Annotated in this window: 13 protein-coding genes; 12 read left to right on the forward strand and 1 reads right to left on the reverse strand. The window is 35.8% G+C overall.

All coding sequences use genetic code 11. From position 1 onward, the window contains the following. The first annotated feature begins 7 nt into the window (after nt 1-7). The 12 genes from OLM61_RS16345 to OLM61_RS16400 all read left to right on the forward strand — a co-directional run bounded on the left by OLM61_RS16345 (nt 8) and on the right by OLM61_RS16400 (nt 13,306). A complete protein-coding gene (locus OLM61_RS16345) occupies nt 8-1,201 on the forward strand; it encodes an argininosuccinate synthase (RefSeq protein ID WP_264523674.1) in 1,194 nt (397 codons plus the stop codon). Next, nucleotides 1,194-2,171: an N-acetyl-gamma-glutamyl-phosphate reductase gene (argC, locus tag OLM61_RS16350; RefSeq protein WP_264523675.1), complete on the forward strand. Its 978-nt coding sequence runs from the start codon at nt 1,194-1,196 to the stop codon at nt 2,169-2,171. Before OLM61_RS16345 ends, argC begins: the two co-directional genes overlap by 8 nt. A gap of 145 nt (nt 2,172-2,316) precedes the next feature. Further along, nucleotides 2,317-3,456, forward strand: a complete 1,140-nt coding sequence (locus OLM61_RS16355; RefSeq protein ID WP_264523676.1) for an aspartate aminotransferase family protein — start codon at nt 2,317-2,319, stop codon at nt 3,454-3,456. A 128-nt stretch (nt 3,457-3,584) separates the two neighbouring features. Next, nucleotides 3,585-4,778 carry a glutamate-5-semialdehyde dehydrogenase gene (locus OLM61_RS16360; protein ID WP_264523677.1) on the forward strand — a complete coding sequence of 398 codons (1,194 nt, stop codon included), beginning with the start codon at nt 3,585-3,587 and terminating at the stop codon, nt 4,776-4,778. 160 nt (nt 4,779-4,938) lie between these two features. After that, nucleotides 4,939-5,700, forward strand: coding sequence for a glutamate 5-kinase (gene proB / locus OLM61_RS16365; protein ID WP_264523678.1), 762 nt, complete (start codon nt 4,939-4,941; stop codon nt 5,698-5,700). 104 nt (nt 5,701-5,804) lie between these two features. Further along, complete coding sequence (locus OLM61_RS16370; RefSeq protein ID WP_264523679.1) at nt 5,805-6,194, forward strand: GxxExxY protein; 390 nt, start codon at nt 5,805-5,807, stop codon at nt 6,192-6,194. Nucleotides 6,195-6,277: 83 nt separating this feature from the next. Beyond that, nucleotides 6,278-7,225: an N-acetylornithine carbamoyltransferase gene (locus OLM61_RS16375; RefSeq protein WP_264523680.1), complete on the forward strand. Its 948-nt coding sequence runs from the start codon at nt 6,278-6,280 to the stop codon at nt 7,223-7,225. 94 nt (nt 7,226-7,319) lie between these two features. Beyond that, on the forward strand, nt 7,320-8,096 hold the full coding sequence (gene argB / locus OLM61_RS16380) for an acetylglutamate kinase (protein WP_264523681.1): 777 nt from the start codon (nt 7,320-7,322) through the stop codon (nt 8,094-8,096). A gap of 189 nt (nt 8,097-8,285) precedes the next feature. Further along, complete coding sequence (locus tag OLM61_RS16385) at nt 8,286-9,356, forward strand: M20 family metallo-hydrolase (protein ID WP_264523682.1); 1,071 nt, start codon at nt 8,286-8,288, stop codon at nt 9,354-9,356. A 159-nt stretch (nt 9,357-9,515) separates the two neighbouring features. Then, nucleotides 9,516-10,796 (forward strand): argininosuccinate lyase, encoded by a 1,281-nt coding sequence (gene argH, locus OLM61_RS16390; protein ID WP_264523683.1) that lies wholly within the window; start codon nt 9,516-9,518, stop codon nt 10,794-10,796. A gap of 345 nt (nt 10,797-11,141) precedes the next feature. After that, nucleotides 11,142-12,143: a DUF2157 domain-containing protein gene (locus tag OLM61_RS16395; RefSeq protein WP_264523684.1), complete on the forward strand. Its 1,002-nt coding sequence runs from the start codon at nt 11,142-11,144 to the stop codon at nt 12,141-12,143. Further along, nucleotides 12,140-13,306, forward strand: coding sequence for a hypothetical protein (locus OLM61_RS16400; protein WP_264523685.1), 1,167 nt, complete (start codon nt 12,140-12,142; stop codon nt 13,304-13,306). The genes OLM61_RS16395 and OLM61_RS16400 overlap by 4 nt, the downstream gene beginning before the upstream one ends. Nucleotides 13,307-13,403: 97 nt before the next feature. Here the strand turns inward: OLM61_RS16400 and ytxJ are convergent, their stop codons facing one another. Then, a complete protein-coding gene (gene ytxJ, locus OLM61_RS16405; protein ID WP_264523686.1) occupies nt 13,404-13,793 on the reverse strand; it encodes a bacillithiol system redox-active protein YtxJ in 390 nt (129 codons plus the stop codon). Nucleotides 13,794-13,974: the final 181 nt, after the last annotated feature.

Raw genomic sequence — 13,974 nt, forward strand, 5'->3', positions numbered from 1 at the left:
TAAAAAAATGAAAAAAGTTGTATTAGCTTATAGTGGAGGATTAGATACCTCGTATTGTTTGAAATATTTAAAAAATGAAAAAGGATACGAAGTTCACACTGTTCTTGTAGATACAGGAGGATTTGATGAAGAAGAATTATCAGCTATCGAAAAAAGAGCTTATGAGTTAGGGAGCGCGCAACACGCCAACCTGACAATCGTTGATAAATATTATGATAAAGCTATAAAATATTTGATTTTCGGAAACGTATTAAAAAATAATACCTATCCGTTATCAGTAAGTGCTGAGCGTGTTTTTCAGGCAATTGAAGCCATAAAATATGCTAAAAAAGTTGGGGCAAGCGCCATCGCACACGGAAGCACAGGTGCCGGGAATGATCAGATTCGTTTTGATTTGATTTTTCAAACGATTGCTCCTGAAATTGAAATCATTACACCAATTAGAGATTTAAAACTGTCCAGACAGGAAGAAGTAGATTATTTGTCAAAAAATGGTGTTCATTATTCTTGGGAAAAAGCACAATATTCAATCAATAAAGGGCTTTGGGGTACCAGTGTTGGAGGTAAAGAAACCTTAACATCAAGCGAGCCGTTGCCGGGTGAAGCTTATCCTTCTCAATTGCAAAAAGAAGGAGAAGAAAAAGTGACCTTGCATTTTGAACAGGGAGAATTGGTGGCATTAAACGGAAAGAAAGATGTTCCTGAGAAAAATATTGTCAAACTTGAAAAACTGGCAAATGCTTACGCTATTGGAAGAGACATTCACGTAGGAGACACTATTATCGGAATCAAAGGAAGAGTTGGTTTTGAAGCTGCTGCGCCTTTAATTATCATCAAAGCACATCATTTATTAGAGAAACATACACTTGGTAAATGGCAGCAATACTGGAAAGAACAACTAGGAAATTGGTACGGAATGTTGTTTCACGAAGGTCAGTTTTTAGATCCGGTAATGCGTAACATTGAAACCTTTTTGCAGGATACTCAGAAAACAGTTAACGGAACAGTAACGGTTTCATTAAAACCGTATCATTTTTCACTTGACGGAATCGAATCTAAAAACGATTTGATGAATACGGGCTTTGGTCAATATGGAGAAATGAACAATGCCTGGACGTCTGACGATGCAAAAGGATTTATTAAGATTTTAGGAAATGCTCAAAACATATTTTCATCTGTAAACCATTTAGATCATGATTAATGTCGGAATAATTGGTGGTTCAGGCTATACAGCCGGAGAACTCATTAGAATTTTAATGTATCACCCCAAAGTAAACATCGATTTTGTTTACAGTACAACCAATTCGGGAAAACCACTTTCTGTGGCGCATCACGACTTGATGGGTGATATTGAAATGAATTTTACGGATGTTGTAAATCCAAATGTAAATGTGGTGTTTTTATGTCTAGGACACGGAAAATCGATTTCTTTTTTAAAAGAAAATCAGTTTGCGAGCCATACAAAAATCATCGATTTAGGAAATGATTTCAGATTAAACAAAGATGCTCATTTTGAAGGGAAAGATTTTATTTACGGTTTACCGGAATTGAATAAGGCAGACATCAAAAAAGCAAATTATATCGCAAATCCAGGCTGTTTTGCTACAGCAATTCAGTTGGCTTTACTGCCTTTAGCGAAAAGCAATCTGTTGATTAATGACGTTCATATTAATGCAACAACCGGAAGTACCGGAGCCGGAGTGGGACTTTCGGAAACCTCGCATTTTAGTTGGAGAAACAATAACATGTCGCATTACAAGGCTTTTGAACACCAGCATTTAGGTGAAATAGGAGAAAGTTTGGTTCAGTTGCAGGATGATTTTGAAAGTGAATTGCTTTTTATTCCAAACAGAGGAGATTTTCCAAGAGGAATTTTCGCCACCTTATATACAATTTCTGACGAGAGTCTGGAACAAACAGTGGCCAGATACGAAGAATTCTATAAAAATGAACCCTTTGTTACCGTAACAACGACAAATATCAATATGAAACAAGTCGTTCAAACCAACAAATGTATCATCAGTTTATTGAAAAAAGGAAACCGGATTTTGATCACTTCAATTATTGATAATTTAACCAAAGGTGCTTCAGGACAAGCCATTCAAAACATGAATTTAATGTTTGGATTAGAAGAAACCACCGGTTTACATTTGAAACCAAGCGGATTTTAGGAAAAATTTGTTTCAAGTTTCAGGTTTCACGTTCTATACGTAACTTGGGATTTGAAACTCAAATCAAGTTCAGGTTTAAGTTCCAGGTTTAACGTTTAGCGAGCAACTTGAAACATGAAACTTGAAACAAAATAAACAAAAAAAGATGAACTTATTCAACGTATACCCACTTTACGATATAACCCCTGTAAAAGCGCTAGATTGCACTATTACAGACAATAACGGAGTAGAATATTTAGATTTATATAGCGGCCATGGTGTAATCTCGATTGGACATACACAACCGGATTATGTAGCCAAATTAAAAGATCAGTTAGATCATTTAGGATTTTATTCCAATGCCATTCAGAACCCGTTACAGGTAGAATTGGCGCAGAAATTAGGAAAGCTTTCCGGATTAGAAGATTATGAATTGTTTTTATGCAGTTCTGGTGCTGAAGCCAATGAAAATGCTTTGAAATTAGCTTCTTTCCATAACGGAAAATCAAGAGTTGTAGCTTTTGACAATTCTTTTCACGGAAGAACCTCTGCTGCTGTTGCAGTTACCGATAATAAGAAGATCGTAGCACCAATTAATGCACAGCAGGAAGTTACTTTTTTACCATTAAACCAAATTGAATTAGTTGAAGCAGAACTGGCTAAAGGTGATGTTACAGCTGTAATTATTGAAGGAATTCAGGGAGTTGGAGGTTTAGACGAAGGAACAACCGAATTTTTTCAGGCTTTAGAAAAAGCATGTAAAAAACATGATGTAGTCTTGATTTTAGACGAAGTACAATCAGGATACGGAAGAAGCGGAAAATTCTTCGCGTTCCAGCATCACGGAATCAACGTTGATATTGTTTCTGTTGCCAAAGGAATGGGGAACGGATTTCCGGTAGGAGCTATTTTAATTTCGCCAAAATTTGAAGCAAGTTTTGGATTATTAGGAACTACTTTCGGAGGAAGCCATTTGTCTTGTGCAGCAGGTATTGCGGTTTTGGATGTAATTGAAAAACTGGATTTACAGAAAAATGTAAACGAAGTTTATGAATATTTTTTAGAGAAAATAAAAGAAGTTGAAGGAATCAAACAAGTAAAAGGAAAAGGATTAATGCTGGGGGTTGAGTTTGATTTTGATGTTGCGGCTTTAAGAAAAAAACTAATTATCGAAAAACGCATTTTTACAGGAAGCGCCAACAACAAAAATTTACTTAGAATTTTGCCGCCGCTTACCGTAAAAAAAGTAGATATAGATACGTTTGTAAAAGCTTTGAAAGAGAGTTTGGAAGAACTAAAAAATTAACTCTCATCAAATTAAACCCGACAGGTTTTTAAAACCTGTCGGGTTTAAATAAGGGAAACAACCAAAAAACAACCAACTTTCGTTTAATCGTTTAACTGATTAATAGATTAACCAATTAACCAAAAAAAATGAATCCATTATCAATTGAAAAACGCAATCTGGTTTTGCGGTCTATGGCAAAGCTGGTCGAGCAGGAGCGGAGTCAGATTATCTTAACCAATCAGGAAGATCTTGCCGATTACGATGGCTCAGATTTAGCGATGGAAGAGCGCCTGAAAGTAGATGATAAAAAAGTCGACGAGATGATTTTGTCTCTCAATCAGCTGGCTTCGCAAGAAGATCCTGTCGGAGTAGAGCGTTTTCATTTTGTTCATGATAATGGAATAAAAGTGATTAATAAAACTGCCGCTTTTGGAACGATCTTAATCATTTACGAATCCCGCCCGGATGTTACAATTGAAGCGGGAGGAATTGCTTTTAAATCCGGAAATAAGATTTTATTAAAAGGAGGAAAAGAAGCCTTAAAATCGAATTTGAAAATTGTGGATTTGTGGCATCAGGCTTTAGAAGAAAATGGAGTTTCGAAGGACTGGGTGGAGTATTTGAATTATAATCGTACAGAAACTCAGGCTTTTTTAGAAAAACCAACTCAAAAAGTAGATTTAATCGTTCCCAGAGGAGGAGAAAAACTAATAGCCTTTGTAAAAGCTCATGCCACTTGCCCTGTTATTGTAAGCGGACGAGGAAATAACTTTGTTTTCGTTCATGAAAAAGCAGATACAGATTTGGCTTTGAAAATAATTTTAAATGCTAAAACCTCTAAAATTTCAGCCTGTAACGCAGTCGATAAGGTTTTAATAGATTCTAAATTACCCAATTTTGAAGGATTTACAGCTATACTGATAGAAGAATTAAAGCAGTTTAATGTGGAAGTAATTGTAGATGAATCTCTAAAAAGTTTTGAGGATACAACAACACTTCAAAATGAAGACATTTGGTACGAAGAATTCCTGGATTATAAAATAGTAATCGGAAGTATTGATTCTGAAGAAAATGCAATTGATAAAATAAATAAATATTGTGGAGGACATTCGGCAGTAATTATTACGAAGGATGACAAAGCAGCGCAGGAATTTATGGATGCTGTTGATACCGCCGCCGTTTATCAAAATGCTTCAACCCGTTTTACGGACGGAGGACAATTTGGTTTAGGTGGAGAATTAGCCATAAGTACAGATAAATTACACCAGCGTGGCCCAATAGGACTTCAGCACCTCGTAACAAATAAGTGGTACGTGTATGGAGAAGGACAAATTAGGTAATTGAGATAATTAGTCAATTAGATAATTGGACTCTCTTAGATTGATGATTTTTATTTTAAATAATTGGAATTTGGAATTTAAAAATTGGAATTTATCAAAAACATTTGCAATATAAAAACTTAGAATCTTAGCAACTTAGAACCTTAGCAGCTTAAAAAAAATGGCAAAAAAAAGGATTTTATTAAAAATAGGAAGTAATACTTTAACCAAAGAAACCAATCATATTTCGCGGGGAAAGATCGAAGACCTTGGGATGCAGATTGCTGCTTTAAACAAAGATTATGAATTTGTAATTGTGAGTTCCGGAGCAATCGCAGCAGCAAAGCAGTTTGTAAAACTCGAAAGTAAAGGAAAAGAAATAGTAGTTAAACAAGCATTGGCTTCAATTGGTCAGCCCCATTTAATGCGGATTTTCCATGAAAATTTCAGCGATTTAGGTTTATTGACTTCGCAGTGTTTATTGTCTTATTCTGATTTTGAAAAAGAACAGTCGAAAGTCAATATAGTCAATACCATAAACGTACTGGTTGAGAATAATTACATTCCGATTATTAATGAAAATGATACGGTTGCCACAGATGAGATTCAGTTTGGAGACAACGATAAACTGGCGGCATTAACAGCAGTTCTTTTAGATGTTGATATTCTGATTATTGCCACTAATACAAACGGAATCTATACGAAAGATTCTATTCATGATGAAAATCCGGAGACGATTAAATTGGTACATGATTTAAAAGTATTAGAAAAAGAAATTGGCGAATCAAAATCATCTCATGGGACAGGAGGGATGCAGTCTAAAATAGAGGCAGCCGCAATTGCAAAAGCTGCTAATATCGAGACCTGGATCGTTAATGGCTTGAATGATAATTTTATTTTGAAAGCCTTAAGCGATGAAATTCCTTTTACAAAGATTGTGTAAATTAGAACGCGGATGAGGCAGATTCGCTAAAGCGAAGACGCGGATAAAAACGGGTTTTTATATTTTATTTTTATGTAGTATATTTCGTTCAAAATATTAAAATTATGAAATTGCTACATCAAGAGTTAACGGATGTCATTATTAAAACTTTTTACGAAGTATATAATGAATTAGGATATGGATTTTTAGAAAGAGTTTATCAAAATTCTCTGTATCTGGAATTAAAAAGTAAAGGCTTAAATGTTGAAGTTCAAAGAAAAATAGAAGTTTATTATAAAGGAGTAGAAGTTGGGGAATATTATGCCGATTTAATTGTTGAAAATTTAGTTATTCTTGAATTAAAAGCTGCTGACAGTATCGCTCCAGCCTTTGAAAATCAAATATTAAATTATTTAAGAGGTACAAATTGCGAAGTAGGTTTGTTGTTGAATTTTGGAAAGAAACCAGAATTTAGACGGAAAGTTTTCGAAAATAGTAGAAAAATAAGAAAGTAAAAAAGAAAAATCAGTTTTTATCCGCGTCTTCGCGATAGCGAATCAGTTTAATCCGCGTTTAAATACACAATACAATAAAAACAATGAATTATATTTCAATACAAGATATCGACTCCTTATCAAAATGGGTGAAAGGTGCGTTAAAAATTAAAAAGAACCCACTTAAAAATCAGGCCTTAGGGAAGAATAAAACCTTAGGAATGTTATTTTTTAATCCGAGTTTAAGAACGCGTTTGAGTACTCAAAAAGCAGCGCTAAACTTAGGAATGAACGTTATGGTGATGAATTTTACTAACGAGGGATGGACATTAGAGTTCGAAGACGGAGCTGTTATGAATTCCGGTGCTTCAGAACACATTAAAGAAGCTGCCGAAGTAGTTTCTCAATATTGTGATATTATCGCCATTCGTGCTTTTGCCGGTTTAGAAGACAAAGAGAAAGATTATGCCGAAACCGTAATCTCAGGCTTTTTAAAACATGCAACAGTGCCAATTGTAAACATGGAAAGCGCTGTTCGTCACCCGATGCAATCTTTGGCGGATGCCATTACGATGGAAGAATACAAAACAAAGCATAAACCAAAAGTAGTTTTGTCATGGGCGCCACATCCGAAAGCGTTGCCTCAGGCGGTTGCCAATTCCTTCGTTGAAATGATGCAAATGCAAAAAGATATGGATTTTGTAATCACGCATCCGGAAGGTTATGAATTAAGCCCTGAAATCACAAAAGACTGCAAAATCGAATACGATCAAAACAAAGCGTTTGAAAATGCCGATTTCGTTTATGTAAAAAACTGGAGTAATTTTAACGACTACGGAAAAGTAACCAATACAGATCCAAACTGGACGGTTACAGCCGAAAAAATGGCGTTGACTAATAACGGAAAATTCATGCACTGTCTTCCGGTTCGTCGTAACGTAATTGTAAGTGATGAAGTTCTGGACAGCAAAAACTCGATCGTGATTCAGCAAGCCAATAACAGAACCTATTCGGCACAATTGGTTTTACAGAAGATATTGAAGAAATTATAATTTTTGGAGGTACTAAGGTTCTAAGTTTCTAAGATGCTGAGAAACTGTTGAATAAAAACCTTAGTCCCTTACAACCTTAGCAACTTAGAACCTCATGAAAAAAGTATCAGTAATAAAAATTGGTGGAAACATCATCGATAATCCAACAGAATTAGAGCAATTCTTAGCTGATTTTTCTAAGATTGAAGGACATAAAGTTTTAGTTCACGGTGGCGGAAAATCGGCTACAAAAATGGCGCAGAGTATTGGTTTGGTGCCACAAATGATTGATGGACGCCGAATTACAGATGCTGCGATGCTTGATGTCGTGGTAATGATTTACGCAGGACAAATCAACAAACATATAGTAGCACAATTACAGGCAAAAGACAATAATGCAATTGGTTTTTCAGGTGCCGATGGGAATCTGATACAATCGGTGAAACGAAATCACCCCACAATCGATTATGGTTTTGTAGGCGATGTAAAACAAGTGAACACCAAATTATTGGCTACTTTGTTAGAAACCGGAATTGTTCCTGTTTTTTGCGCGATAACACACGACAAAAACGGACAATTGTTAAACACTAATGCCGATACCATTGCAAGTGAATTATCCATTGCCTTGTCTGAAGTTTTTGATGTTACACTGACTTATTGTTTTGAAAAGCAGGGAGTTTTACAGGATTCAGAAGACGATTCCTCTGTAATAACCGAAATCAACGAAACATTATATAATAAACTAAAAGAAGAAAAAGTAATCCATTCCGGAATGATTCCAAAACTGGATAACTGCTTCAACAGTTTAGCAAGAGGCGTACAGAAAATCAAAATTGGGCATCATAAAATGCTTCAGAATCCTGATGTTCTGCACACCACCATTACGCTGTAAAAGTTATAGCCACAGATTAACGAATTAAAAGGATTAAAATCTGTGAAAATTCTGTTAATCTGTGGCAAAAAAAGCACGTCACGCAAAGCATTTTAAATATTAATTTAAGAAATTTGCGCAAACTAAAAATGTCACAGATTTAATAAAAACGATGTGACTTCGAGCCTTCACGGCAATGAAACCATAACTATGAAAAATATTGCAACGCTTACCCAGGAAGCAATTAATTTATTAAAAAGCCTTATCGAAACTCCTTCCTTTTCAAGTGAAGAAGACCAAACAGCCCTTTTAATCGAAAATTGGTTCAATCAAAATGAGATTCCATTTCAAAGAGAAAACAACAATGTGTGGGCTTTCAACAAGTATTTTGACGAAAAGAAACCTACGCTTTTATTAAACTCGCACCACGATACTGTAAAACCCAATCAGGCTTATACAAATGATCCGTTTAAAGCCATCGAAAAAGACGGGAAATTATTTGGTTTAGGAAGTAATGATGCCGGAGGATGTTTGGTTTCATTACTGGCCACATTTGTGCATTTTTACGAAAATCAGAACTTATCACATAATATTGTAATTGTGGCCTCTGCCGAAGAAGAAAGCAGCGGAAAAAATGGTTTAAACAGCGTTTTAAAGCATTTACCGGAACTAGATTGCGCTATAGTTGGTGAGCCTACTTTAATGCAACTGGCTGTTGCCGAAAAAGGGTTGTTGGTTTTAGACGTAAAAGTCAAAGGAACCGCAAGTCATGCTGCGCATCAAAACGACGATAATTCTATTTATAAATCAATTCCCGTAATGGAATGGTTTAAAAACTATAAATTCGATAAAATCTCAGAAGTGTTAGGTCCCGTAAAAATGACCGTAACACAAATCAGCGCAGGAAAACAGCACAATGTTGTACCATCAGAATGCGATTTAGTGGTGGATATTCGTGTAACCGACTGTTATTCGAATACGGAGATTCTGGAAGTGGTGAAAGCCAACGTAAATGCTGAAGTAACACCAAGATCCATGCATCTTAATGCTTCATCAATTCCGGTTGCACATGGTTTGGTACAGGCCGGAATCGCTTTGGGAAGAACAACTTACGGTTCGCCAACACTTTCAGATCAATCTGTTTTAAGCTGTCAGTCCTTAAAACTAGGGCCAGGAGAAACATTACGTTCCCATTCGGCAGACGAATTTATTTTTATAAATGAAATCGAAGAAGGAGTCGATTTGTATATCAAAATACTAACCGATTTCTTTAAATTATAATTGAAACGAAATTAAACCCGACAGGTTTCAAAAACCTGTCGGGTTTGTAATATAAACAGGCATATTAGTGTGATTAGAAAATAAAGACAAAGCATAGAAATCTAAGAAGTCTAAGCAGTCTAACAATCTAAAAATCTAAGCAGTCTAAAAATCTAAGTTATGAAACTTTGGGAAAAAGGAATACCAACAGACAAACAAATCGAACATTTTACGGTTGGAAATGACCGTGAACTGGATTTAGTTTTAGCAAAATATGATGCTTTAGGTTCAATCGCCCATGCCAAAATGCTAGGTCAAATTGGCTTGTTAACTCAGGAAGAAACTACTTCTTTGGTTGAGGCATTAAACGAAATTATCGCTGATATTGCAAAGGGAAATTTCGAGATAGAAGATAGTTTTGAAGACGTACATTCCAAAATAGAGTATTTACTCACCATAAAACTGGGCGATGCCGGAAAAAAAATTCATACCGCACGTTCGCGAAACGATCAGGTTTTAGTGGATGTACATTTGTATTTAAAAGACGAAGTAAAAGCAATAAAAGAACAGGTAAAAACGCTTTTTGATTTGTTGATGCAATCGGCAGAAAAACATCAAAATGTTTTATTACCGGGATATACTCATTTGCAGATCGCAATGCCATCGTCATTCGGAATGTGGTTTTCGGCCTATGCTGAAAGTTTAATTGACGATATTACCCTGTTAAATGCGGCCTCAAAAGTGGTAGATCAAAATCCGTTGGGATCAGCTGCAGGGTATGGAAGTTCGTTTCCTATCAACAGAACCTTTACTACTCAGGAATTAGGATTTGAGACTCTAAAATACAATGCTGTAGCAGCGCAAATGAGTCGCGGAAAAGCAGAAAAAACAGTAGCATTTGCCATGAGCAGTGTTGCGGCCACTCTGTCGAAATTGGCCATGGATGTTTGTTTGTACATGAGTCAGAACTTTGATTTTATAAGTCTGCCATCCCATCTTACAACGGGGTCCAGCATCATGCCTCACAAGAAAAACCCGGATGTTTTTGAATTAATCAGAGGAAAATGCAACAAGATTCAGGCACTTCCGTATGAGATCACTTTGATTACCAATAACCTGCCAAGTGGCTACCACAGAGATTTGCAGCTTTTAAAAGAAGGCCTGTTTCCTGCGATTCAGAACTTAAAAGCATGTTTGGATATTGCCATATTCTCTGTAAAAGACATTACCGTAAAAGACAATATACTTAAAGACAAAAAATACGATTATTTGTTCACAGTAGACACTTTAAACGAAATGGTAGTGGCGGGGATGCCATTCAGAGACGCTTACAAAGCTGTTGCCGAACAACTGGAAGCAGGAACCTACCAATCTCCTAAAGAAACAAAACATACGCATGAAGGCAGTATCAATAATTTGTGCCTGGATGCGATAAAAGATAAAATGAAAGCAGCTTATTAATTATTAATTGTTAATTGTGAGAATGTAAAATGTTTATTGTGAAATGTGAAAAGTAAAATATTTCAATTACTATAATCAAAAACGAAATCCCGAATTTTTTAAATTCGGGATTTCGTTTTTTAGCTCACAGCTCACAGCTCACAGCTCACAGCTCACAGCTCACAGCTCACAGCTCACAGCTCACAGCTCACAGCTCACAGCTCACAGCTCACAGCTCACAGCTCACAGCTCACAGCTCACAGCTCACAGCTCACAGCTCACAGCTCACAGCTCACATTTTACAATAATCATCTTACAAATAAAAGAAAAACACTATTTTTGATTTACAGTTTTATAAAAGTAACTATGAATAAGTTTGACGATCAGGCCACTAAAGCACTTTTGGACAGAAACCTACTAACAGAAAACCAGTATCAGGAAATAACTTCCTATCGCAGTTTGGGTATTTTTTCGCTAAATGCGGAACTAAAGCTATTTCTATACTTGTCTGTACTATCGTTTACTTCAGGAATCGGAATTTTAATTTACAACAATATAGATACAATAGGACATATTGCGATTCTGTCCTTACTATTAATTGTTATAGGGGTTTGTTTCTATTTTTGCTTTAAAAACGCAAAAGGATTCCAAAAAACAGAAACCGTTTTTGAGCATCCGGTTTTAGAATATCTGGTACTGGCAGCCAATATATTGACCTGTATTTTTATCGGTTATCTACAATTTCAATACAAGCCATTCGGAACACATTACGGACTGGCCACCTTGATTCCAACCCTGGTCAGTTTCTTTTGTGCCTATTACTTCGATAATAAAAGTGTTTTAACAATTGGAATTACCGGTTTGGCGGCTTACGTGGGGCTTTCGGTTACGCCACAGGATCTACTCAACAATAGTAATTTTTATGCCGATCAAAATTTGAGTTATTCGGCAATTCTACTGGGTATACTGCTTGTTTTGTGGACGGTTTATAGTTCGAGAATTCAGTTAAAAACACACTTCAGCATCATCTATCTTACCTTTGCTTTGCATATCACCAGTATCGCACTAATTCATAATCTGACAGGTTATTTTGAGGATGGCATCTGGTTGCTTTTTGCAGTATTATTGGCTGGTTCTTGCTACTATTTTTACAAGGTCAGTTACCAGTTTAAAGCAATTTCACTGTATGTTTTTGCAATCGTCTACGCCTATATTGGACTTAATATAATTTTGTTTCGAATTTTTGATCATATTGATTTTTCAGACGTTTGGGAATTACTTATTTTACTTCTCCCATTGTATTTTATAGGTTCAATCATAATGTTTATTAAACTGATTAAGAAATTCAATAAAGAAATTACAGCATGATAGTATACGATAAAAGCGCATTAGATAATTTAGCTTTAATTGAGGAAGCTGCTTCTCTGCATTCAGCCGGTTTTATAAGCAAGGAACAAAAGGACCAGATTAAAAAAGAGCTGACTGTTTTTAAAAGACAAAAAAACATATTGGTCCGATTGGGATTTTTCTTGCTGGGCTCATTTTTATACCTCTCCATTTGTGGTGCGATCTCGTTATTGGGACTTAGTGGAGAGGACACCTTTTTTAAAATCTGTTGCTATATTTTTGCTTTGGTAGGTTTGGGTGGCGCAGAATTTTTAGCCAATCAAAAATACTATGGACATGGACTGGACGATGCTTTTATTTTGGGAGCTATTTTAAATATAGGATTCGCTATTGCCATTACAACAGAAGGTTACGAGCTGATGATTGCTATTTTTGTTGCCGTTATGTCGTTTCTGCTTTATAGCAGATATTTGAATTTGCTGTCGTTGTTAGTGTTTTGTTTAGCATCAACTGCCGTTTTGTTTTTTGGCCTGTTTGAATTTGGAGAAACCGGAAAAACAATTTTACCATTTGTGACCATGGGGTTTGCTTTGGGACTTTACTTTGTTACCAAAAAAGCACTTCAAAATCTAACCAAAACTTATCACTATAAAGGCCTTTTGTTAGCGAATAGTTTTTGTTTAATTTTATTTTACCTTTCGTGTAATTATCTGGTGGTAAGAGAGCTTTCTGCGGAACTTTTAGGCGTAGCTGTGCTTCCGGGACAGGATATTCCGTTTGCGTACTTCTTTTATGCTTTTACCTTTATAGTGCCGGCTGTCTATTTGGTTCAGGCCGTAAAAAACAAAGATAGAATCCTGTTATGGATCAGTTTTTTAGCTATTGGTTTTACGATTTACACCATTAGGTTTTATTACTCCGTTTTGCCAATAGAAGTTGCACTGACGCTGGGTGGAGTAGTTTTATTTGCCATAGCTTATTTCTCCATCAGAAAACTGAAAGACAAAGAAAGCGGTTTGACATTTAAACCGGACAGAATTAATACCTCAAATGCCGTTTTAAATGCAGAAACCTTACTTGTGGCCTCAGCATTTGGACTAAAACCGGAGGCTAAACCTGAAAATTCTCCTATGGATTTCGGAGGTGGTGGTTTTAGCGGAGGCGGATCTGAAGGAAATTTCTAAATTGAGTGTGAGATGTAAACTGTAAAATGTGAGATGTGAATAAGATAGTTTCATATCCAACATCCAACATTTCACATCTAACATTTCACAAAAAAAACTAAACTTTACTTTTTAACGCTTCTGCATCAATATCGCTGTGCGAAACATCATAAACGGCTTTTCCGTTTCGGATTAAAATTAACTGTGGAGATTCATGATACACATTGAATCTGCTCGCGATTTCATTTGAAATGTCACGATGTGCAATTAAATCCAGGAAATAAGCGTCTACTGTATCTTCTAAATCGAATTCACGCTCAAATTGCTTCAAAGCCATACGGCTGATACTGCATCTGGTGCTGTGTTTAAAAATAACAACCGGCTTTGCATTGGATAGTGTTTCGATCTCCATTAATTGGGCAATATCGGTTAATTCTGTCCAATTTACATTGTTTTTTGGAGTGTCTGCTGACTCCGAATTTCCGAAGATTGAATTAAAAAAACTCATATTTGACTTGTTTTGTGACTTTTTGGCGTTAAAAATGGACTAAAAATCAATTTTAAGCGACATTTTGTCGGTATTTTTAGTGTGGAATATAATTTGAATGTTCTGAAGCAAAGTTAGAGTATTTAAAGTTAAAAAATTAATTCAATAAATTGTAATTTTAAAGACATAGGACTATCAAACG

This window comes from Flavobacterium sp. N502536 (assembly GCF_025947345.1).
Classification (GTDB): domain Bacteria; phylum Bacteroidota; class Bacteroidia; order Flavobacteriales; family Flavobacteriaceae; genus Flavobacterium.